This is a genomic window from Arthrobacter sp. 05T420 (assembly GCF_056396305.1).
Genome location: NZ_JBFTLG010000007.1, coordinates 79921 through 102871, shown reverse-complemented (window position 1 = coordinate 102871; position 22951 = coordinate 79921). Strand labels below are relative to the sequence as shown.

Here is a 22951-nt window from a genome sequence, read left to right as displayed (position 1 = left end):
AGGCGCGGCTTTGAGTCGCCGCAACCCTAGAGCGGTGAGAAGGAGGAATATTCCAAGAATGGCCAGAACAAATTGGCCATCACATTACTCCTATCCTGGCTGGCGGCTCTCTTCGAGCCAACCATCCGAAAAGTCGTGTTGGTATCTCAGGGGCTGGTGGTGCGAAACCTTGACGATGGAATGATCCGGAGAGTGGAACCGGGGCCTCCCGAGTTGCGAGAGTCAGGAGGCTCCGGTGGCTGCATTCCTCTGAGGAACGGGAGGGTCACATGCAAATGGTTTGCGGCGTCGTGATCTTAGAGAATTCCTTGATGTCCGGTCCCAGCCGGTACAGCCGTTAGCCGAACCACTTCCGGGGATTTGGCGATGTGGGGCTCGATTCGGTCCACTAAGGCGGCCACCGGATCTCCATCCAGGTGCGTCTGGAGAAGCTCCTCCGACTCCCATTTTTCGAGCAGGACTACAGAGCGGTTTTCAGCCCTATGGAGGGCGAACATTAGGCAGCCCGGCTCAGCATGAACCGCAGGGATGGACTCCCTCAGTGCATCGATGAGGTTCTGCTCGTGCCCTTCGTGCGCTTCGAAGTGGGCGGTAACTATGACACTCAAGAAATACTCCTTTGGTTTGTGGATCAACCTAACTAACGTTAGCTCGGGCGGCGTAGATTGGATAGAGGCCGCGGCAGCCTTATTCGAGTGCTGCGAGCGGCGCCCTGCGATCCCAGTGCAAAAATTGCGAACCCTGAATGCGAGGGGCTTCTGCCGATAAGCCAGCCATAAGACTCCGAGGAAGCGGGCCAGATTTTCCAAAAGGTGCTGCTTTCTGGTGTGATATCTGCTACATTGCTACCTAACGTTAGTTAGGCACTACTAGCGTTTGAACTATCGACCGCGCAGAGACGCGCAGGGAGGAAGGGCTCTCATGGCTGGAAGGCTTGAAGGCAAAGTAATTGGAATCACTGGCGGTGCCAGTGGTATGGGCCTGGCGTTCGGTGAGGCCTTCGCCCGTGAGGGTGCGAGGGTCCTGATCGTCGATCTGAACGAGGACGCTGCGAAGAAGGCTGTCGACGACATCGTCGAAGCTGGCGGCTCGGCCGCCTATGCCGTCGCAAACGTTGTTGACCGGGCCCAGGTGCGCGCGGCGGTTCAAACAGCAGTCAGCGAGTTTGGCCGCCTCGATGTCTGGTTCAATAACGCGGGCTTTAATGCCCCAATGCAGTTCCTCGACATCACGGAAGAGAACTTCAGGAAGGTTTTGGATATCAACGCCTTGGGCGTGCTAATCGGCACCCAGGAAGCGGCCAGGCAGATGGTCGAGCAGGGACAGGGCGGCAAGATCATCAACACGTCCTCAATTGCCGGCAGGGAAGGGTTCCCCACCTTTGCTCCCTACAGTGCTTCGAAGGCTGCCGTCATTTCCTTGACCCAGTCCGGGGCCAAGGCGCTGGCCAAGCATGAGATCACCGTGAACGCCTTTGCTCCGGGTGTCGTTGCCACGCCCCTTTGGGACAAGCTGGATCAGGACCTGTACGCCATTGGTGACATTGAGAAGCCCGGAACGGCGCTGAATGAGTATGAGAAGGGCATCATCCGCGGCCGGAAGGCGTACCCGAAGGACATCGTCGGCACCGCGCTCTTCCTGGCTTCGGGCGACTCCGATTACATGACCGCCCAGTGCATCATGATCGACGGCGGTATGACCCTGGTCTAGGAGGAGGTTCCATGAGGCTCGGCACCGCCCGGAACGGCGATCACAGCCGTGCATTCCGGCAAGACGAAACCGGCACCTACTACTACGACGTTCATGACGTGGGGCAGCTCCTGAATACTCCAGAATGGACTTCACTTCCCGCGCAGCAGGGCGAAGCGCCCGACCCTGAAGACCTCCTGGCCCCGATCAGCAGGCCGGGCAAGACCATCTGCGTCGGCCTGAACTACTACGACCACGCCGCAGAAGTCGGCAAGACGGCTCCGGAAGTGCCGACCTTGTTCACCAAGGTCTCCACCGCTTTGACCGGGCCGCGGGCCGAGATCCGCTTACCCGACCTGAGCGCAGAAATCGACTGGGAAGCAGAACTTGCAGTCGTGATCGGCACACGAACCAACCAGGCCGACGAGCAGCGGGCGCGGGAGGCGATAGCAGGCTACACGGTGTTCAATGACCTGAGCGTCCGGGATTGGCAACGCCGTACCTCGGAATGGTTCCAGGGCAAGAATTTCGATAAATCCTCACCGCTGGGTCCGGTCATCGTCACACCCGACGAAGTTTCTCCCGAGGACGGCTTGCAAGTCGAAACCCTTGTCAACGACAGGGTGGAGCAGTCGGGCAACACGTCCGACCTGATCTTCAGCGTCACGAAGCTGGTGGTTTACATCAGCCAGTTTCTGACGCTGGAGCCCGGAGACATCATAGCTACCGGCACTCCCGGAGGCGTCGGCTTCGTCAAGACACCGCCCGCGATACCTGCGGGACGGGGACGTGATGAGGACCCGGATTGAAGGAATCGGCGAGTTGCGCAACACCATCCGCATCGGAACGGCTGACTGAGCTTCCCCCCCCATACGGCAGAACCAACCAAGTTTGAACAGTGCGCCAGAGGCGCACTTAAGGAAGGAAGAAGAAAATGACCGAACAGCGCATCGAGTACAAGCGCCCCAGCGTACAGAAGGGAGACAATCTCCCCTTTCTGGATCAGGACCAGACTTCACAGGCGCGGCGCTACGCCGGTGTGACGCCGCGGAACACCGAGGTCGAGCACCTCTGGTTCGGAAAGGTATACACGGCGGTAGGCGAAGCTTCCGATCCGCATCACCACGGGGTGGCCGAAACCGGGGGCTATGTCCTGCAGGGCAGCGCATACCTTCGTTTCGGGGAACGATTCGAGGAGATCGTCTACGCGGATGAAGGAGACTTCATCTTCGTACCCCCGCACATGCCGCACATCGAGGGAAACGCCAGCCGCAGTAAGGAACTGATCTGGCTCACCACCCGCCAGCCGGACAACATCGTGGTGAACCTCCCGGATCATGAGGTCGCGGACATCGAGATTGACTACCGCGACTGAGAGTTGGACATGAAAGAGGGCTCCCGATCATTCACGATCGGGAGCCCTCTTTCGAATCGATACCCCTTAGCCATCCATTTCAGGAGAAAACCCCATGATCCAGCACATCGTAGCCTTCCGCCTTTCCGGCACTGACATCGAGGAAAAGCGCCGGCAGTCATCGTTGGCCCAGGCTGAACTCAGGAAACTGGACACCGGCCGGATTCCCGGTCTGGTTGACCTGCGGGTGCGGCCGGATCTGGGAAAGGTCGCCGCCCACTGGGATCTGGTTCTCGTTTCCCACCATGAATCCGAAGCCGCCCTGGAGACCTACATGGAACATCCGCTGCACCTGGCCGTGGCGCGGGAAGTCGCGGTGCACGTCGCCGAGAAGGCGATCATCGATTCACGGGTCTGAGCCGAAGCAAACGGGGTGCCCCTGAATACTCTGAGTATTCAGGGGCACCCCGTCGTCGCAAGCGGTTACTTTGTGCTGCTGAGTAGGTGCGCGTCCAGGGTCGCTAAGGAGGTGCGGATGGCGACTTCCGCGATGCCATCCAAGGCAGCGATGTCACCGTTCCAGCGGCTCCATGACCGGACTCCGTCCAGGACGGTGAGGACAATCGCGACGGCCTGGTCGACGTCGCCCTGATAGCCCATGTCCAAGGCAGCGCCTTTGAACAGCCCGGCGTTCAAATCAACGAGGTGGCTAATTTCTTCGCGGGTTTCGGGCGGGAGGAACCCGCTGATCCGGTCCGTTGCGAGCATCAGGTCGAACATGTCATTTTCAGGAGTCTGCAGCTGGCGCCGGACGTGTTGATCGACAAGCGTCGTCCAGAATTCCATGGCGTCAGCCGTGCTTTCGACTGCCTGGATGGTCCCGGTAGCAAATTGGGAGTAGTGCCACGTAAGGGCTTCGCTGACGACCTCATCCCGACCGCCGGGAAAGTGACTGTACAGGCTGGGTGCCTTGACGTTCACCTGCCTGCCGAGGGCCCGCATTGTGACTGCTGAATAACCGGCGGTAGTGGCGATGCGTAGGAACGCCTCAAGTATGAGTCGTCGTCCATCGGTCAGGTTCGTCCAGTCGAACGAAGCTATCTGGTCGCGCACGACGTCAAGAGCCTGCATGCGCTGCGGTCGCTCTAACATTTCTCTCCTGAATCTGTTTGGCATGGCCAGCTGCCGGCAGATGGCCACCTGCCTATCTTAAGTCCACTCATCAGCCATGATCGCCGCCAACCGCCGTTCACGTCCCCAGCCTGCGGGGATGCTGACGGGGAAAGCGGCGCTGGCCGAGGCTGTGGAGGGGGCACTGTCTCCAGCCCCCCGTCCACAGTCCAGTCAGGACAGGTCGACTGGTCCTGTGTCCCTCCGGCCAAGTCCCTGGTAGATCTGCGGCTTGGCCCATCGGAAGTATGCCGCAACGAGGGTTCCGAGGAGGAGGCTTGCACCCAGAACGTACAGCAGTCCAAGGTTCTGCCCTGGTTCACCGCCGACGACGAGTTCGAAGCGCATGATGGCGAACACCACAACGGCCGTAAGCGCCAGGAAGGACACGATGGGTGCGACGAAGACTTTCCAGATGTTTTCACTGGCCGGCACTCCCTTGCGGAAGAAGAACACCGCTACGGCAAGGCTCACCAAAGCCATCAGGACGAGAACGCCGGTGGAACCGAGGCCGGCCATCTGACCGTAAAGCTGAGCGGCGTCGGTGCCTGCGACGACGAAGGAAAGCAGGGCCAGTGCAACCACGATCGAGACGGTGATAGATGCCAGGTGAGGGGAGTGATGGCGCTTGTGAACCCTGGAGAGATAGGGCGGCAGCGCCCGGTCAGAGCCGATGTTGAACAGGTACCGGGCTATGACGTTATGGGTAGAGATCAGAGCAGCAACACAGGAGGAAGCTACCAGAACCAGCGCGACGTTCGAGAAACCCGGCATGACGAATCGGTCGAGTGCGTCGTTGAACATGCCCGTCGGATTGTTCGTGGCAGTATCCACGGCCTTGGAGCCGTAGGCGCTAACGAGGGCGTAGCAGGACAGGCAGTACAGCAGACCAATGAGGACCACGGCAAGATAGGTGGCCCGGGGAACTGTCTTGTTGGGGTTTTTGACCTCGTCCCGGTACATGGCCGTGGCTTCAAATCCGATGAAGGTCAGGAATGCGAACAGCAACGCAACGCCTACCTCGCTTTGGGAAAAGAATTCCACCGGGTTGAACGGTGCGGCGGAAAGTCCTTCCGCTCCTCCCTTGGAGAGGGTCGCGACATTGAACGTCATGACGACCACGACTTCGAGGATCATGACCACGCTCAGCACCTTCGCTGAGAGTTCGATGTTGAAGTAGCCGAGAACACCGACGAGCGCAAAAGCGGTGTAGGACCATACCCACCACGGGGTCTCTGGTCCGCCGAAACTCTGGACCAGCGCAGACATGGTGATTCCGGTGAAGGAGTATAGTCCCGTGATGATCATGGAGTAGGAGACGATGGCCAGGTAGGCGCCCCCCAGCCCGACGATCTTGCCTAGGCCTGTACTGACGTAGGCGTAAAAGGCGCCCGGGCGCGGGATGTGCTTGGTCATGGTCGTAAATCCGACCGCGAAGATGGTCAGGGCGACCGTGGCCGTCAGGAAAGCGACGGGGGACGTCGTTCCGCCGAAGATGACCGTGAAGGCGATGAAACCCGAGACGGTGACGATCGGGGCGGAGAAGGCGAGCACGCTCAGCACGAGCTCGGTGATGCCCATGTTGCCGGTAAGACGGCTGGTCGTCGTCTCCGAGGCTGGGCCGGTGTTCAGTGTCGTGGGAGGGGGATCATTCCTCATCTTGTTTGCCTCTTTTTTGGATGCGAATCAATAGATGGACCTGGTGCCGCCCCAAGCTGGCCGCCAGAAAGAAGTGGGACCCTAAGGATCCCGCCTGCATGGCCGCCCGCCAACATGTGTGGTGCCGGCGGCCATGCAGGATTCAGGAGCGGACGCGGGCGATCGCGCCGATCTCGATAAGGGCGCCTTCTCCGCCAAGGTCCGCGACTCCGAAGCCCGTCCACGTAGGGTAAGGAGCGGTGAAGAAGCGCGACTTCACCGGCAGGAACCATTCGTTCGTGGCAGCCATTCCTCCCTTATGGAAGGTCTGCAGCTGAACAATGTCACGCAGGGTAGCCCCTGCCTCGGCCAGTACACGCTGCACGGCGAGAATCGCCAGCTCAGCCTGACGCGCACCGTCAGCCGGGATCGCGCCGTTCTCGTCGATTCCGAGCTGGCCGGAAACGAAGATCAGGTCGCCCGTTCGCAGTCCCGGAGCCAGCCCGTAGGTTTCGCCCACCTCTTCCGTTCCCTCTGGAACGAGGTAGGTGAAACCGGCAGCGGTATCTTCTGTCATTGATGGCTCCTTAGTCATCGGGCGGCACCTGCCGCCCGGGTCTTGTGCGTGGCCAGGATGCTGTGGGCTGCGGCTTCGCCGGCCTGGACAGCACCTTCCATGTAGCCGGTCCACATCGGCGCGGCTTCAGTGCCGGCGAACCGGAGTGGCCCCACGGGTGCGTTGAGGGCGTTGCCGATGCTGCTCAACAGACCCGGTGGCAGGACGGTCACCGGGGCGCCCATTGTGTACGGGACGCTCGGCCAGTCCGTCTCGTGGTATCCGAGTGGGTGGGCGGCGTCAGGGCCCAGGACTGCGACCAGCGAATCGAGCACCGCCTTCTTCCGGGCTTCGGCGCCGAGGGCGAACCAGGCGTCGTAGTCCTTTCCTCCGATAAACGCCACGATAGTGGACCAGTCGTCCCCGGGCCGGGTGACGTCCAGGGAAAGGTAGCCAAGGTCGAGATCGAAAATTTCGCCTGAAAGGCCGGCATCACGCCAGAACGGGCGGTCATAGCGCATCTGGACCTTCGACTCCCGACCCATGGGCGCTCGGGCCTGCAGCTGCCGGCGGGGAAGGGGCAGTTCAGGTGAAAACTGGATGGTGTTCGCCGCGGACGGCGGAACCGCGATGGTGGCCGCCGGTGCGGTGAACCGGCCCTGCGCCGACTCCACTACGACCAAGTCATTGGTGTAGGAGATGGCGTGAACGGGTGCCTCGGTGACGACAGTGATCCCAGGCAGTTCTGCGATTCGCTGCGAGATCTGCTGGGAGCCGCCGAGCCAAAGGGCATCGTTGGCGGTGACCTGCAGAGAGCGCATGCCTTCGCACTTGGCGACGTACTGCGCCCAGAACAGCATGGACATTTCCGAGGTATCGGCACCGACGATGATATTCAGATCCGTGGTGACGATGCGACGCACCACCGGATTGGCAACGTTCTGCTCAAGCCACGACGCAACGGTGATGCTGTCCAGTGCGATGTCCTCAGGGGTGTTCCACGGCCCCTCCGCTCCGACCTGCTTGGCGAGTTCATCGAACAGTGCGTTTGCCTTCGACAGCTCCACTTCCAGGTCGGTGGCCCCGGCGATGGACTCCGGGTAGCCCCCATCAGGAGCCCTCACGACCTGCCCTTCGACGCGGTAGCTCATATCGCCCTTCGGTCGCGCCGGAACCCAGGCCAAGCCAAGTCCCTCCCCCAGAGCTCGCGAACGATGATGGGTTGTTCCAATGAGCATGCCGCCCAGATCAAGAGGACCGCCCGGGACATCCGGGTCAGAATGCGTGCGGCCTCCCACACGGTCCTTCGCTTCGAGCACCGTGACCCGCAGGCCCTCGCTCGCCAGAGTGTAGGCGGCGGCCATTCCAGACAGGCCGCCACCCACGATGATGGCATCGGTCTGGTTGCCGGCCTCATTAACAGTGGTTGACATTGTGAAGCTCTTCCTGCTTATGGGAGCCCACGATGCGATCGCCAGACGGCTCACGACCGCAGCTCCCCTCAGTGATGTACCTAATGCCAGAGAGTGACCTAACTAACGTTAGGTAGCAATCAATTTAGCAGGAATAGGCTGAAGTAGCAGCACTTTTCTGAAATATTCTTTGACCGGCCCTGCACTCGTCGGCTGTCCCCAGCCGCAGCAGTAGTCCCTGGCAATGGGACACGCCCCTCGGGGCGTCCCCTCTACTAACTGTGGGGCGAAGCGAACATGCGGAAAATCTGGTCGACCGCCAACGTCAAGGTCTACGGCGGCGACGTCGCCGAAGAAGGGTTCCTCCGAGCCCTCTCGGACCTGATCGGGGACTACAGCTACACCAACGTCTCCATCTCCTCCGGCAAGTCCGGCTCCAGCCGCTCCCGGCAGGAGGGCAAGGAACGCATCTTCGACGTCTCCAACCTCGCCGAACTCGACCGCGGCCGCGCCGTCGTCCTCGCTTCCGACGCACCGGCACCCTGGTCCGCACCATGCCCTGGTACACCGGGGCCCACAGGGAAGCCGTGGAGGCGTCCATCAAGAAGTACAGCCCCAGGCCGGAGAAAGACGAAGTGCCCCTCGCTGCAGCAGCTGCCGCCACCCCCTGGGTCACCGGGCAGAAGAAACAATGGCGCGCCATCGCCAACCGCTACACCACGGCGTCTCCGTCGCGGGCGAACGGCAGCAGTTCGATGAGCTGTGGCCTGGCTATATCCCGGTGAAGACCCGGTCCAGAACCAGGCCTTCGAGCTGACGCTCCTCGTTCTGATCCAGGTACTCACGCGCACACTCCCAATCGGCTGACCAGCCACCGCCGGCCTCCAACACTCATCCTGTCAGGTGAGTTCTAGGCCTATCTCGGAAGAACGTCAAAAGCAGCAAAGCCGGTTTGGTTGTGGTTTTATTGCACTCAACCGACCAGCTCTCTCAATTTGAATCACCTTCATTTGACTGAGAGGTCAGCGGTACTAGAAATGACTGCTTCTGCGACTTGTTGGATGTGGTCATCGGTCATTGCTGTTGAGAGGGCAAGGAGTCCATTGGAGCCGGCCAGGACGCCCTTATCGTAGAGATTCCACCAAAGGGATTCGATGTCTGGGGTGACTATGCGCATCAGTGATCCGAAGCCGTTGACCGGAATTCCCGCGGATTTCAGTTGACTGCGCAAGCGGTCGCCTCGGATGTTCAGATCTAATACGGCTTCTTCGTCGTATAGGCGGAGGGCAGTGAGGCCAGCTGCCATAGTCACGGGGTTGGCGGTGAACGTGCCACCCCACATGACGTTGCCGGTCGTTGTTGGGCTGAACGTCTTGAGAATGTCGGGGCTTCCGCCGATCGCTCCGGCGGGAAAACCGCCTCCAATGATCTTCCCTACCGAGATCAGGTCCGGCTCCACGCCATAATGTTTATGAAACCCCCCCCAGCTAAGGCGAAGGCTGATCACTTCGTCTACCGCTAACAGCACATCGTATTGCCGTGTGAGTGCCCTGAGCTCTTGGACGAATTCCTGGGTTGCTGGTTGCAGCCCCGCGCGGTTAGGCATCAGGTCGATAAGAACCGCTGCAGTTCTGTGGCTGTGGTTTTGGAGTGCATCCGAAAGAGCCCGGAGGTCGTTTTGGGGGAGCACAACAACAGATTGTCGTGTCGAAGCCGGGACGCCCAGCGATTTTTGGTCCACAACTTCATCGCCGGTGCCGTGGTAGCTGCCCTCGAAGCGGATGATGATGTCGCGCCCCGTGTGGGCTCGCGCTGCGCGAAGCATCATGAGAACGGCTTCAGTTCCCGAGTTGCAGAAGCGCCACTGCTGGATACCGGTTCGTTCTGCAAGGCACTCAGCCATTTCCACTTCGTACCTGGTCGGCAGGCCGAATGCAGTTCCCTTTTTGGCGGCATCAAGAGCGGCGTCAAGGACTTCTTCCTTGGCATGCCCATGTATCAGGGATGTGTAGTTGTTGTTGCAGTCGATGACCGATCGTCCGGTTTCATCGGTGACAAGGGCGCCGGAACCTTCGGCGGCATACGGTGGATGGGGAGGGACGAACACGGTCGAACGAGTGTTGCCGCCTGGCATGACCCTCTTGGCTCGATCGAAAATGTCGGGCAAATGTTTGGTGGACGTTGGCATTGTGTCGATTCTCTTCAGCTGGGGCGTTGGGGGCAGTCCCTGGCCTGCTTGTGTAGGCCAGGGACTGCGGGTCAGCGTACGGCGACGGCATCGATTTCGATGACGGCACCTTCGGCGGCCAAGTCACTGACTTCGACAAGGGTGCTGGCCGGTTTTGTGTCGGGCCAGCGAGTAGCCCGCAGCCTGTTCACTGCGGAACGTTCGCTGATGTCGGTGACGTAGACAGTGAGCTTTACCAAGGAGGCTGGAGAAGAACCTGCTGCATGAAGGATCGACTCGAGTGAGTCCAATATTCGCGCCGTCTGAGCTTCGATGTCCCCCGGTTCAGGGAGCTGTCCGGAGGCGTCAAAGCCGAGCAGGCCGGACACGTGCACAAAATCTCCGGCGATTACGGCGTGCGAAAAGTGACCGCGGGGGCTTGGTACGTCAATGCTCAACACTTCCGTCCTCTTTGTTGGATGTGTCATACGCTGGCCTCCTGCAATGTATTTTTCTGCGCTCTCGAAATGGCCGTGAGCGTCGATGTGAAGGCTTGGATGGCAAATTCGAGATCTTCCTCGGTCCAGGCTGCATTCGGACCAAAGGTCCTGCTGGTAAGCCCGAGCCCAGTGTTGGCCAATCCCAAGCACATTAGGCGCCACAACCCGTGGTCTGCACGTTCGGCTGACGCGAAATCAGTGACTTCTTCACTGGTGAAGTGGAGTCCCACGCACGGGCCGTCACCAGTGACTGCCAGCGGGGTTGCAAGCCTTGCCGAGAGGCCGCGTAGGACCTCTCGTAGCTTTTCGCCCTTAGACGCCGCTTCTGTGAATACCTCCCTGGTTGTTAGTCGCATCGTAGCTACGGCCGCGGCAAGGGCAACAGGATTTTGAGCATGCGTGTTTGATGCGCTGATTGGTTGCTCAAGAATGTCGGGCCGCCCGGTCACTACGGCGACAGGCAGGCCGCCGCCAAGCATTTTGCCCATGACAATCAGGTCCGGCGCTTCAAAGCCGTAGTACTCACTTGCGCCGCCGACAGCGAATCGACAACCAGTTATGACCTCGTCAAGGATGAAGAGCGTCCCATGGCGCTGTGTGGCAGAGCGGAGGCCTTCAAGGAACCCATTTCTTTGATGCACAGCACCGGGGATCGTCATCATGGGCTCAGCGATCACTGCCGCGACTGACCCCGGATGGAGATCCAAGGCCTCGTTAACGGCTGCGAGATCATTGAACGGCACGGTGATGACGTTATTATGCGCAGTTGGGGAGATACCCGCTTTTGACGATTGTTCGCCGAGGAGGGCGTCGTGTTGGCCGTGGAAGCCGCCAGCTACCCTGATGACGGTCTGCTGTCCTGTAAAGGACCGGGCCAGGCGCAGCGCGTACGTATTGGCTTCCGACCCGGAGGGAGCGAACACGACCCGTTCCGCACCCGGGATGCGTTCGCACAACTGTTGCGCGAATTCGTCCCGAATGGGGGAGGGGTGCATCGCGCCTCCAGGCGCCCCCAGTTGGTTCATAGCGTCGTGGACTGCGGCGGCCACGACTGGGTGGGACCGTCCAATAAAGCTTGCGTTCCACCCAGCGTTGCAGTCCAGGATGTCATTGCCATCCACGTCAGTGAAATGGGAACCCGATCCCTGCTGGATGTAGACGGGATATGGCATTCCCGAGTTGAACCGTGTTCGCTGACCTTTGGCAATGAAATTTTGTGCGGACTCGTTCGCCGCCTTCGATCGGGCATTTCGCCGGTGATACGTCTCCAACCACTCAGCCTCGAGTGCCTTCAGCGTGCTTGTGCTGGTCATAATTCTTCCTAGTTCATTTGGTGGGGCCGGCGGCCGGACGCTATGCGTGAACAGATGTGTCCGCAGTTTGCTGTTCTTCGTGGTCGTTCATCCTCACGCCCCGGGTTTCCCGGGTGAAGGCAGCCGTCACAGCGACAATGGCCAGAGCGAGGCAGACGTAGACGGTGATGGCAGTTGTGGAACCGAAGATCTGCAGAAGACCGATCGCGATGGTAGGCGCCAGGCTGCCGCCAACGATGCCGGCTAGCTGGTATCCGAGTGAAGCGCCGCTGTACCGGTGCTTGGCGTCAAATAGCTCGCAGATCCACACTGCCTGGACGCCGTACATCGCAGAGTGGAAGACGAGACCGACCAGCACGGCAAGGATGATCAACCCGACAGATTTGGTGTCGACCAGCGGGAAGAAGGCGACGACCATCCAGATGATCGCCCCTACCGCGCCGAAGATGGTCAGCGGTTTCCGACCGAAGCGATCGCTGAGTGCGGCGAAAGCCGGATACGTCAGGAGCTGCATTCCCGCTCCAAGCATTGCTGCGGTGAGGCCAACCGTAGTGGGCAGGCCCAGGGTCTTCGAAATGTAGGTCAGGAGAAAGGTAATGAGCAGGTAGAACATAATGTCCGCTCCGGCCCGAATCCCAATCACGCGAAGGACGTCGAGGGGCTGCCGCCGCAACAGCTCAAGCACGGGGGATTTGCTGACGCTGCCACTTTGCTTCAGGGCGTCAAAGGCGGGTGTCTCGGTGACTTTCAGACGAATGTAGATGCCCACGACAACTACTACTGCCGACAGCAGGAACGGTACGCGCCACCCCCAAGCAACGAAATCGTCATGTTGAAGGGCCGTGGACATCAGCAGCAGGATTCCGGTGCTAAGAAGGTTGCCGATGGATGCACCGACCTGAACGAAGCTTGTTAGGAAGCCTCGCCGTTCCTGGGGTGCACGTTCGGCGATCATTAGCGCGCCGCCAGCCCATTCACCGCCAAGTGCAAGGCCCTGAATGAGCCTGACCGTGACCAGCAGAATCGGAGCGAGCACTCCTGCGGTCGCGTAGCTTGGGAGGAGTCCGATACCGATAGTTGACAATCCCATCACCATGATGGTGGCCAGCAAAACCTTTTTGCGTCCGATCTTGTCGCCGAAGTGGCCAGCTATCACTGCGCCAACGGGGCGGGCAGCAAAGCCCACAGCGAATGTAATGAATGATAAGAGCGTTCCCGTTAGAGGGTCATATGACGGGAAGAATACCTCGCCGAAGACGAGGGCGGCTGCCGTCCCATAGAGGAAGAAGTCGTACCATTCCAGAGACGTGCCAACAAGGCTTCCCATGATGGCCCGCCGCAGGGATTTTGTCTGTTCGTGCGCTGCTTGTCCGGTGTTTTCCATGATGCCTCCAGGTGGTGGTGCCGAAGCTGATGCTTTGCGATGGTTGCGTGTCACAGGGCGGAGGGCGCTGCCCGGACGTAGCCTGACTCGACATCGGCCCTTAGGGCCTTGTCGGACCGGGCTGAAGGGTGGCCGTAGCCACCTCCTCCAGGAGTGAGCATGCAGATGAGGTCACCCCGCGTGAGTGGGATGTTCTCTCCCTTGCTGATCATGGGAAGGATGACTTTCTCGCCCCGGAGGCGGAACCAGGGCGCCGATGCCGCCCCGGGACCTCCACCGGCGCGACCAACTGGAGCGGTTTTCGATTGGTCTCCGAGCAGGCTCGCGCGTCCTCGATCACCGGTGTACTCGAACTCGAAATGCACACCGAGTCCGCCTCGGAATTCGCCTTCACCGAATGAGTCCTCGCGGAGCGAGTACTGGCGGACGAGAATGGGATAGCGCTGTTCCAGTGTTTCGACTGACTGGATCAGGCCAATGCTCATGAGCGAGCAGCCGTTTGAGAGCCCATCTCCAGCTTTGTGGCCCCCGTAGCCGCCGCCTAGGAAGACGTACATGACAAACGGGTCGCCTTCCTCGTCAACGCCGCCGATGGACAGGTTGTTGGAGGTAGCCGAGGAGCCCGCGGGCACTCGGTCCGGAAGGGCCCCGGCCAACGCGCCCATGACCGCCGTGATGATCCGCTGGCTTGTTTCCGCTGCGCATCCGGCCACAGGCCGGGGCACCTTGGCGTTCAGGAAGACACTTTCGGGGATTACGAAAGTAAGGGGTTCAAAGATCCCTGAGTTGATGGGCACATCGGGGAAGACGTGTTTGATCGCGACAATGGCGCTGGAGACGGTGGCCGCGTAAACGGAGTTCATCGGCCCCTCGCAAGGGGGTGAGGATTTGCTGAAGTCGACTGTCATTTCCTCGCCGGAGACGGTGAGCTCAACTGCGATGCTTAGGGCCTTATCGACGATGCCGTCGTTGTCCATGTCCTCAGTGAACTGGTACGTGCCATCAGGGATGTCCTTGATATAGCTACGCATCTGAATCGAAGAACGTTCGCGCAGTGTATCGATCACCGCGGAGACAAGGTCGGCACCGTATTCATCAAGGAGCTCGGTCAATCGTGCATCCCCGGCTCGCAACGCCGTCGCCTGTGCCTGGACGTCGCCCAGGACATCGTCCGGCAGCCGGGAATTAGTCTGCAGGATTGCGAGGATATCCGAATTCAATGCCTCGTCAGTGAAGAGACGCACAGGCGGGATGCGCAGGCCCTCCTGGTAGCAGTCGCTCGCTTCTGCTGCGAAGCCTCCGGGGACGCGTCCGCCGAGGTCTGTCCAGTGGCCTGTGTTTGCCAGCATCGCAAATAATTTGCCGCGGTAATAGAACGGCCGCACCATCTTGGTGTCCATGATGTGAGTACCGCCGGCGAAAGGATCATTCACCAAGTACATGTCGCCAGGCTTCGGATCCTCGATTGCGGATAAGACGCTGGCAACCGTGTATTGCATGGTGCCGACGAAGATGGGCAGACCGCGGACGCCTTGCACGATCATCGATCCGTCAACCGCGGAATAGATTCCGTCGGCGCGGTCCCATGCGTCTGAGATGACCGGGGAGAACGCCATGCGTTCAAAGACAGTGTCCATTTCGTCTGCGATTTGCTCGAGTCGGCCGCGGATCACGGCCAAAGACAGGGCATCTACTTCGGGCCTCATCGGGCCACCTCCACGAGAAGAGAACTATCGTTCTGGACCACCGACGTTGTGCCTGGCGGCAGGATGATGGTTGTATCTGTTTGTTCAATCACCAGAGGTCCTTCCAGTGTCTGGCCCACGGTCAATGTGTCCCGGGAGAGCACGTCGACCATTACTGTCATGCCGTCGAACGTTATGGTTCGTTTTGCCAGCGCGTGACCGGTACTTGCGGGTAGAGCTGACCCCATTTGCAGTGACCGTTTTCCGGTGGCGACGGTACGGAGGTTTATCAGTTTGATATCCCGTGATGGGTGCCTGCCCCCATATGTAGTGGCATGCTGATCGAGGAACGCCTGGATGAGGCACTTGGCTGTCCAGTTGGTCTCTACGTCCCCGAGGGGAATCCGCAGTGTGTACCTCTGCTTGCTGAAACTCATTTCAGCGAAGTGTTCGACTGTTATGACGGTGTTGTCGAAGCCGTCGTTGGTCAGCAGTACGTCACCGGTGACGCGGTGTTCGGCGAGAATGTGCTGCACTGTGTCGGCAAAGCTGCTGCCTTCAACGGTGGCATTGACTGCGGTTACGTAGTCGTACTTTGCATCCGCGATCAAGCAGCCGTAGGCGCTCAGGGCGCCTGGGTGGGGAGGGATCAGCACTGTGGTGGCACCGACAGTCCGGGCAAGTTCGACAATGTGCATTGGGCCGGCGCCGCCGAAACCGACGAAGGCGAAGTTGCGCGGGTCATAGCCCTTGTCAACGCTGACGCTTCGGATAGCAGCGGCCATCTTTTCATTGGCGATGCGGATGATCGCCAGCGCGGCTTCGTCAACAGTGAGTCCGAGAGGTTCGGCGACTTCATTGCGGATGGCATCTTGTGCGGCGTTGAGGTCAATCTTGAAACCTTCTTGTGTCCCCAACTGCTGCTTAGGGGCGATTCTGCCGAGGACGACGTTGGCATCTGTCACGGTGGGCCGAATACCTCCACGGCCGTAGCAGGCAGGTCCGGGGTCAGATCCTGCACTCTCAGGGCCGACTTGCAGTATGCCTCCGCGGTCGACTGAAGCGATTGATCCTCCGCCCGCGGCAATGGTAGTGATGTCGATCATCGGCAGTTTGATCGGCATTCCGTAGTCGATATTCTTCTCGGAAGTGATGGCTGGGCTGCCATCAGGGATGAGCGCCACGTCAAAGCTGGTGCCGCCCATATCGCAGGAAATGACGTTGGCAAGGCCCGATGCGGCCCCGAATGCGGCCGCGGCGACGGTGCCCGCGGCAGGTCCGGACAACAGGGTCCGTGCGCCCAAATGCCCAGCTCGGCTGGCGGGAGTCAGCCCGCCGTTGGACTGCATGACCTGAACTTCGTGCCTGAAGCCCTGGGAGTTCAAACGTTTCTGAACGCTGTCCAGGTATCGGCTCATCGTGGCGCTTACATAAGCGTTGACAGCCGTGGTGTTGGCCCGTTCGAATTCGCCGGCCTCGGGGCAAAGCTCATAGGACGCACTAACGGCCACGTCCGGGAGTAGTTTCGTCAGGAGTTCGACAATTCGTTGTTCATGAGCGGGATTGACGTAGCTGTTGAGCAGACATATGGCGACGCTTTCGATGTTCGCCGTTCGCAGCCGTCTTGCCAGGGCATGTACTTCATCCTCGTTAAGAGGAGCGTGAACACGGCCTTTCGAATCGATGCGTTCATCGATCTCGAAGGACAGGCTTCGAGGCACGATTGGGGTGTAACCAGTAGTCAGACCATAGGTCGTGGGCCGGTCGCGGCGGCGAAGCTCAAGCACGTCCCGGAATCCGCGGGTCGTTACAAGGGCACAGCGGTCACCCTTGCGCTCCAGGACAGCATTGGTGGCAACAGTCGTTCCGTGGACAACTGCACCTAGACGTTCGAGCGGTACTTCCAGTTGGTTGAGTCCAGACACGAGCCCCTCTGCCTGGTCCCCGGGTGTGGAGAAGACTTTGGCGATCCGTAGTCTTCCCGTTTCTGCATCGTGGAGGACCACATCGGTAAATGTGCCTCCGACGTCGATCCCAGCGATATATTCCATAAGTTTTGTTCCTTCATCGTTCTCGTTAGAAACGTGTGTTCACTGCTGAGTTGCGGCGGCGGGCTGCAAGAAGTGCAGTCATGTCGTCTGCGGCCTGGAGCAGGCCGCTCACCCATTTGTCTGTTGAGAATCGGCTGCTTGGTCCCGCCACGCTCAGTGCCGCCACCACAGAACCCGTGGAATCGGCGACTCCGGCAGCCACACCATCAATCCCTACTGCGTATTCGCCTTCGGTCACCGCATATCGTTGCCTCCTCACAGTTGGGAGGATCACGGATTTAAGGAGGTCTTTGGAACGGATGCTGTGTTCCGTCACGGGGGGCAGGTCGTCCTCCGGGTAGAGATTGTCGATCTCTGCATCCGACAGGGAAGCCAATATGATTTTTCCGGACGCGCAACTGATGAGTGGCATCCGAGTCCCAACCCCAATGTCCACCCTTAGGACGTGATTGGTCTCAAAGCGCTGGACAATAACCGCGTCGCGATGCCACGGGATTGCCAGTGATACGGCCTCGCCGGAAAGATCTGCAAGCTCGCGCATCGGCCCAAGCAGCTCACCCCCGAAGCGGGCCGCGTCCGGTACAGCTGCTCCGACCTCAAAAGCTGTAATGCCCAGAACATACTGGCTCTCCTCGTTCTGCAGGGCGAATTCCTGTTCGACAAGGGTGGCTAGGAGCATGTGTGCTGTGCTGCGCCCAATTCCCATCCTTCGGGCAACGTCGCTTACCCCAATACCATCAGGATTCTCACTCAGCAGCTTGAGCACCCGGAGGGCCATTGCAACTGTGCTTGAGGTCCTAGAGCTATTTGATATATGCGAACACCCTTCGTAAAATGCGAATGCCTGTAGATCATGCCCTGTGCCTAGAGACCGGTCAAGAGTCTTTTCCGAATTAGCCGGATGTGAGAGTACGGTCTCTGCATCTCTGGCAACCCTTGCAGCGCGGAAGTACTGGCCGTGGCGTGCGCGGTATTTTGGGATCCCGGGGGCCGCTCGAGGGACCGGCTGAAGGAGCAGCCCCACTCCTGGGACACATGGCCTAATGCCTACGACGAAGCCTAGGATGCTCATAACGGAGCGGGCCTGTCTTCATTCACGACAGCGAAGTCGCCGAGGCGGCTTGCCCTTTGGAAAGCCGGGATGGAGGGGTTTATGTCCCTCTTTTGATACCGCCCGGACGCCGGTGTTTCGGCAAGGTGTTGTCTGTGGTGTCGACGCGTTCACCGCGGACAGAGCGTCCAGCCCAGTGTTCTTCCGGTCGAGAGGATCGAAGACGTCCTCACACCGTCTGAAGGCATCTGGGTGGGTAGCGTCGCGTCGACCGCTACGGAAACAGGGCGAGAAATGTTTGAAAACCTAAGCGCCCCGGCCACCTGGCCATTGGCCGCAGGTACATGCTGCATTTGCTCTGATGGATTTTGTTGCTACCTAAAGACCCCTCGCCATGGCGGGGAATTGGCGTCGCCAGCTGTCTCAAAGTGACACGTTTTGTTCCTTGCCCCCGATCTCATGCTGGAGGAGACCCTTTAGATCTCAAAGTTTGGTGAGTTGATCAGAATGATGAACCGGAAGCTTGCGCACGGTCGGCACCTCGAGTGGGGGCTACGCGCGAATGAGCAATGCAACCCGCAGGGGGCCTTCGACGACGAGTCGGTCCAGCGCAAGCAGCGCTCGGAGTTGAGTGAGCCCATGGGGCCGCGGTTGCCTGCTTCCAACGAATCAATGGTTTCAGTTGTCGGCCATACCCTCGATGGCATTTGGCCGGACACCATGGCGGCAGTGGCCTGACACGGTGCGGCGAGGACGCGGATACAAAGTAATGCTTGCGCGGGGGTCACGGGATCCACCCACTATTGAGTTTGGCGCTCAGGGTCTGTGAACAGGCCCGCGTGGCAGTGACGGTACGTTCCGCCACAGGTTCTTACCGGCTGGGCAGGTCCGACTAGCCGCTCTCAGCGTCTAGGTCATTGGCGACCTCAATCGGCGCCCAAGCTGCTGCGCACAAACAGTTCCTTTTTTACAGATTAGGGTGAAAGCAATGAAGGCTCGAGAAGCTCACAAGAGACAGAGAAAGCATGCTGCGCTTTCCGACTGGCGAGAACTGCAAGACGGTGAACGAGTAAACATTTTGAGGAATGCAATGATCGTTGCCCAAGGTCGAGTGGAAGAAGTCTCGGAGAGCGGGGGAGTGCTGTGGATTGTGAATAACCAATCCCAAAACCAAGCATTTCTCAAGTCGGACGGGGTTTTTGTTCACAGGAATTGATGGCAATCGAAATGAAGCGCACCACCGCGCGACCACTGCCAGCAGCCAAGGTAGCCGCGCCAGCACGGCGTGGCCAGCGCCACCGCTGCGGCACTGCTTGGGCTGGAGTGCGTCGTCTACATGGGGGCGGAGGACTGCCGGCGGCAGGCGCTGAATGTGGCCCGGATGGAGCTCCTCGGTGCCACGGTCGTGCCGGTCACCAATGGATCCCAGACGCTGAAAGACGCCATCAACGAAGCTCTCCGGGACTGAGTGGCCCATGTCGGGAACACTCACTATCTCTTGGGTACAGCCGCCGGGGCGCACCCGTTCCCGGTGATGGTCCGCTACATTCACGAGGTCATCGGCGAGGAGGCCCGGGCCCAGATACTGGAGCAGACCGGCCGCCTGCCAGACGCCGCCTGCGCGTGTGTTGGTGGCGGGCCCAACGCCATCGGCCTTTTCCACGGTTTCCTGGATGATCTGTCCGTCAAGATCTACGGCTTCGAGGCCGGCGGCGACGGCGTGGAAACCGGCCGCCACGCCGCCGTCATCACGCTTGGTCGTCCCGGCGTGCTGCACGGCGCCCGCTCCTACCTCATGCAGGACGACGACGGGCAGACCATCGAATCACATTCCGTCTCGGCCGGCCTGGACTATCCGAGCGTCGGACCGAGCATTGTTATCTGGCTGACATCGGGCGTGTCGGCTACGAGCCGATTACGGACAGCGAAGCCCATGGAAGCCTTCCGCCTTCTGTGCCGCACCGAGGGCACTATTCCCGAAATCGAGTCTTCCCATGCCCTGGCCGGGGCCATCAAAGTCGGACAGCGGCTGGCTGCCGAGGTCGGCGCCGCCGGGGCAGCAGACAAGGTCGTGTTTGTGAGCCTGTCCGGCCGGGGCGACAAGGACGTGGCGACCGCCGCAGAATGGTTCGACCTTCAGGACAAGAACTCGCCGGAGGCAGCCATCGGCAAGGAAGGCGAACAGCTGTGAGCACCGCGCAGTCGACCAGCAAATCAGCGTGTGCCATCGACAAGGCCCGAGCGGAAGGCCGGGCTGCCCTGGGTTACCCCAGTGTGGAGGAGACCATTGCGGCAGGCATCGCCCTGGCACGCAACGGTGCCGACTTTATCGAAATCGGGATTCCCTACTCCGACCCAGTCATGGATGGGCAGGTCATCCAGGCGGCCACTGCCGAGGCCCTGGCCAAGGGGTTCTCCGTCCGCCAGGTCTTCGACGTGGTTGCGGGGATCACAGCGAAACGGACGCTGCTGTCCTGGTCATGACCTACTGGAACCTAGTGGTTTGCATGGGTGTGGACGAGTTCTCGCGGCGCCTGACGGAGGCTGGCGGAGCAGGACTTGTTACCCCTGATTTGATTCCAGACGAGGCAGCCGAGTGGATGGAGGCCTCCGAGGAGTACGGCCTCGATCGCGTCTTCCTGATGGCGCCCTCTTCGACCCCGGGGCGCATGCGACGCTCCGTGGAGGCGAGCTGTGGTTTCGTGTACGCCGCCTCCATCATGGGTGTCACCGGTTCCCGGGCATCGGTGAGCTCGCCCGCCACGAACGTCGTGGCCGCTGCCAGGGCTGCCGGCGCCGAACGGGTGTGTGTTGGCCTCGGTGTCTCCAACGCAGAGCAGGTTGCCGAAATCGCCGCCTACACTGATGACGTCATTGTCGGCTCGGAGCTTGTGTCGGCTCTGCACGAAGGCGGCGTTGATGCCATCGCTTCCCTCACCAGAGACCTCAGTGCAGTGCCGGCCAGGAAGTAGCCCGCATCAAGCAGACGTTCCTTATGGGTCCCGCAACCATCCCGAGCCCCGACTGGTCCGGGTTCCATATCCCGCTGCCGTGGGGTTCGCTCCGTATCACGCACGCCGAAGCCCTGTAATCGAGGGCAGCATCATTTAAACGACGGACCAGCCAACAGCCCGTCCGTGCAACCCCACGGGACGGTTCGGCAAGCTCGCTGAAAACTGCTCTGCCCGGATGGCCGGCAGGACAGGTATCGTCCGAGGGTGGCCTCGGCCGTGACTTTGGGGATCTGAGCCCAGGCACCCAGACCCTCGCCGCCCAGGAGGCCATTGGCGAGTTCTAGCTCAGGTCGGGGGCCGGGACTTCGAGTTCCAGGCTAGGGGCGTCCTCGTTTTAGGAAGCGCTGAGAAGACTACGGTTTGAGCGTACTCCAAGTCCAGGAGCTTTAATGGGCCGTTCAAACTCTGGGTCGCGCCAGGGTGTCCCAAACTGACACGGTCTCTTGGTAAACCCAAAGCTGATGCTTTAAGCATCTCCAGACATCCACTAATGCGCAAGTTATTTGGACACTAAGGCTTAATACCATCAAGCAATTCGACAAAGAAATGGTGCAGCATCTATGACGAGAATTTTAGGGACACGTTGAGACAACGTAGCTCGACGCGACGTAGTGGAAGTAAGTTTCGCGGGGAGGTTCGTGCAAGTGGGAACCGTTGATGAGTGTACTCCCGACGGTGATTTCGTGTGGCTTCTGGACAGCCTCGGAGAGCGGCGACTCTTTCATGAGCACGACGGTTACGACCTCGTGAAAGTGGATCGGTAAAGGTTTTCACTTGCAAACCGAATGCGACGTCCTGCAGGTCCTGGTTACATATTGGAGTCGCGGATCGCTCTGACAGCTGCCGAGAGCAGCATCGCGGTACGTTTCATTTCTTCCCTGCATCCTGCGAGCCTCCTGGCTACACCTTGAGATGCAGTAAAGGGCCACTCTTTCGGGAGCGGCAAGAGTCCGTTCGAAGCCACGCCCGTCAATAGTCGAACCGTCCCGTTTATAGCGGTTGCGCTGCAGCATGGAGATCCAGCTTGAGAACGGCGTGTGAAAGCAGGACCGCCCGGTCGGTCAGCTTCTCCAACTCTTCATCGTCGCAGTCGGGTGATGCCCACCGGGTCGCACCTTCAAGCAATGTCACGACAACTTTGACTCGCTCTTCCGCCTCCGGATAACCCATATCCATGGCTGCGGCTACATACATGTTCTGGTGCATCCGCACCCAGTCATCGACCTGGGCGCGGAGTTCGGCCGGAAGGATTCGTGCCGCTCTGTCCGTGGCAACCAGCAGATCCCACAGATTGCTCTCCGGAAGCCGCACCTGACGGGTGAAATGGAGCCTGACCATGGCATCCCAGAAGTCCTCAGCGGATGCGGCTTGGCCAACCGCTTCTAACAGTGCGACGCCGAACCGATGGAAGTGCCACCTCAGCGACTCTGTGACAATCTCATCCCGGCCATTCGGAAAGTGTGAGTAAAGGCTTGGAGGCTTGATGTTGACGGCATTCGCGATGGTCCGCATCGAGACTGAGTTGAACCCGTTCGCTATGGCTAGTTCAAGGAAAGCCTCAAGGATATGCCGACGCGAGACTGACTGTCCGGCCCAGCCCCACTCCTCGAGGCGGTCTGCAAAATCGTCGCGTGCAGTCACATAAGATGTACCACTCATAGCTCGACCCTAACAAGCAAATAACGTCTCAAAAACTCTTGGCTAACGATCATTCGTTAGGTACTCTTGGAGTGGCACGAAGAAACAACCGCCTTGGGCGTTGTATAGATGCGGTTCTGAGCAGGAAGAGCGGAACATGGTCACCGAAAATACAAGCTGGGGGGCCAGCCAGCAAAGCAACAACTTTGGAAGCGGCCTTTCGGGCATGATTGCCGCGCACATCAGCGCCAGAGCCTTGGAAGATAACGCGTCCCAAGACGAAGCTTGGCAGGCCCAGCAGGCCTTCCGCCCTCGGATCCCGGGGTGGC

At 59.9% G+C, this 22951-nt stretch carries 18 protein-coding genes and 3 pseudogenes; 8 read left to right on the top strand and 13 right to left on the bottom strand.

Going from position 1 to position 22951, the window contains the following annotated elements:
• Positions 1-296: 296 nt before the first annotated feature.
• The gene (locus tag AC1DEM_RS08815) at positions 297-608 is read right to left on the bottom strand and encodes a putative quinol monooxygenase (protein WP_441410152.1); all 312 of its coding nucleotides are present in this window, start codon (positions 606-608) and stop codon (positions 297-299) included.
• A 313-nt stretch (positions 609-921) separates the two neighbouring features.
• Here AC1DEM_RS08815 and AC1DEM_RS08810 point away from each other — a divergent pair, with 313 nt between their 5' ends.
• From AC1DEM_RS08810 to AC1DEM_RS08795, 4 genes are all read left to right on the top strand, one after another.
• Positions 922-1710 carry an SDR family NAD(P)-dependent oxidoreductase gene (locus tag AC1DEM_RS08810; protein ID WP_441410151.1) on the top strand — a complete coding sequence of 263 codons (789 nt, stop codon included), beginning with the start codon at positions 922-924 and terminating at the stop codon, positions 1708-1710.
• Positions 1711-1721: 11 nt separating this feature from the next.
• Positions 1722-2498, top strand: a complete 777-nt coding sequence (locus AC1DEM_RS08805) for a fumarylacetoacetate hydrolase family protein (RefSeq protein ID WP_441410150.1) — start codon at positions 1722-1724, stop codon at positions 2496-2498.
• A 125-nt stretch (positions 2499-2623) separates the two neighbouring features.
• On the top strand, positions 2624-3064 hold the full coding sequence (locus AC1DEM_RS08800; RefSeq protein WP_441410149.1) for a cupin domain-containing protein: 441 nt from the start codon (positions 2624-2626) through the stop codon (positions 3062-3064).
• Between the two features lie 94 nt (positions 3065-3158).
• Positions 3159-3461: a Dabb family protein gene (locus tag AC1DEM_RS08795; protein WP_441410148.1), complete on the top strand. Its 303-nt coding sequence runs from the start codon at positions 3159-3161 to the stop codon at positions 3459-3461.
• A gap of 65 nt (positions 3462-3526) precedes the next feature.
• On the opposite strand, the gene AC1DEM_RS08790 is transcribed toward AC1DEM_RS08795, so the two are convergent.
• From AC1DEM_RS08790 to AC1DEM_RS08775, 4 genes are all read right to left on the bottom strand, one after another.
• Entirely contained in the window at positions 3527-4195 is a 669-nt protein-coding gene (locus tag AC1DEM_RS08790) for a TetR/AcrR family transcriptional regulator (protein ID WP_441410147.1), read from the bottom strand.
• Between the two features lie 192 nt (positions 4196-4387).
• Positions 4388-5872 carry an APC family permease gene (locus tag AC1DEM_RS08785; RefSeq protein WP_441410146.1) on the bottom strand — a complete coding sequence of 495 codons (1485 nt, stop codon included), beginning with the start codon at positions 5870-5872 and terminating at the stop codon, positions 4388-4390.
• 142 nt (positions 5873-6014) lie between these two features.
• Positions 6015-6428 carry a Rid family hydrolase gene (locus AC1DEM_RS08780; RefSeq protein ID WP_441410145.1) on the bottom strand — a complete coding sequence of 138 codons (414 nt, stop codon included), beginning with the start codon at positions 6426-6428 and terminating at the stop codon, positions 6015-6017.
• A 14-nt stretch (positions 6429-6442) separates the two neighbouring features.
• Entirely contained in the window at positions 6443-7840 is a 1398-nt protein-coding gene (locus tag AC1DEM_RS08775; RefSeq protein WP_441410144.1) for a flavin monoamine oxidase family protein, read from the bottom strand.
• Positions 7841-8116: 276 nt separating this feature from the next.
• Here AC1DEM_RS08775 and AC1DEM_RS08770 point away from each other — a divergent pair.
• Positions 8117-8260 (top strand): annotated as a pseudogene (locus tag AC1DEM_RS08770) (TraM recognition domain-containing protein); the annotation flags it as partial.
• Positions 8261-8373: 113 nt separating this feature from the next.
• Positions 8374-8604: a hypothetical protein gene (locus AC1DEM_RS08765; RefSeq protein WP_441410198.1), complete on the top strand. Its 231-nt coding sequence runs from the start codon at positions 8374-8376 to the stop codon at positions 8602-8604.
• A gap of 221 nt (positions 8605-8825) precedes the next feature.
• On the opposite strand, the gene AC1DEM_RS08760 is transcribed toward AC1DEM_RS08765, so the two are convergent.
• The 7 genes from AC1DEM_RS08760 to AC1DEM_RS08730 form a co-directional block, all read right to left on the bottom strand.
• Positions 8826-10007, bottom strand: a complete 1182-nt coding sequence (locus AC1DEM_RS08760) for an aspartate aminotransferase family protein (RefSeq protein WP_441410143.1) — start codon at positions 10005-10007, stop codon at positions 8826-8828.
• Positions 10008-10078: 71 nt separating this feature from the next.
• Positions 10079-10444, bottom strand: coding sequence for a RidA family protein (locus tag AC1DEM_RS08755; RefSeq protein ID WP_441410142.1), 366 nt, complete (start codon positions 10442-10444; stop codon positions 10079-10081).
• 26 nt (positions 10445-10470) lie between these two features.
• A complete protein-coding gene (locus AC1DEM_RS08750) occupies positions 10471-11799 on the bottom strand; it encodes an aspartate aminotransferase family protein (protein WP_441410141.1) in 1329 nt (442 codons plus the stop codon).
• A 40-nt stretch (positions 11800-11839) separates the two neighbouring features.
• The gene (locus AC1DEM_RS08745) at positions 11840-13183 is read right to left on the bottom strand and encodes an MFS transporter (protein WP_441410140.1); all 1344 of its coding nucleotides are present in this window, start codon (positions 13181-13183) and stop codon (positions 11840-11842) included.
• 50 nt (positions 13184-13233) lie between these two features.
• Positions 13234-14889 (bottom strand): hydantoinase B/oxoprolinase family protein, encoded by a 1656-nt coding sequence (locus AC1DEM_RS08740; protein ID WP_441410139.1) that lies wholly within the window; start codon positions 14887-14889, stop codon positions 13234-13236.
• Positions 14886-16919 (bottom strand): hydantoinase/oxoprolinase family protein, encoded by a 2034-nt coding sequence (locus AC1DEM_RS08735; RefSeq protein WP_441410138.1) that lies wholly within the window; start codon positions 16917-16919, stop codon positions 14886-14888. Before AC1DEM_RS08735 ends, AC1DEM_RS08740 begins: the two co-directional genes overlap by 4 nt.
• A gap of 25 nt (positions 16920-16944) precedes the next feature.
• Positions 16945-17685, bottom strand: coding sequence for an IclR family transcriptional regulator (locus AC1DEM_RS08730; protein WP_441410137.1), 741 nt, complete (start codon positions 17683-17685; stop codon positions 16945-16947).
• Positions 17686-19255: 1570 nt separating this feature from the next.
• Between AC1DEM_RS08730 and AC1DEM_RS08725 the strand changes: the two are divergent.
• Positions 19256-20161: pseudogene (locus AC1DEM_RS08725) on the top strand (pyridoxal-phosphate dependent enzyme).
• Positions 20158-20942: pseudogene (gene trpA, locus AC1DEM_RS08720) on the top strand (tryptophan synthase subunit alpha). Before AC1DEM_RS08725 ends, trpA begins: the two co-directional pseudogenes overlap by 4 nt.
• A gap of 1032 nt (positions 20943-21974) precedes the next feature.
• Here the strand turns inward: trpA and AC1DEM_RS08715 are convergent.
• Positions 21975-22643, bottom strand: a complete 669-nt coding sequence (locus AC1DEM_RS08715; RefSeq protein ID WP_476884067.1) for a TetR/AcrR family transcriptional regulator — start codon at positions 22641-22643, stop codon at positions 21975-21977.
• Between the last annotated feature and the right edge of the window lie 308 nt (positions 22644-22951).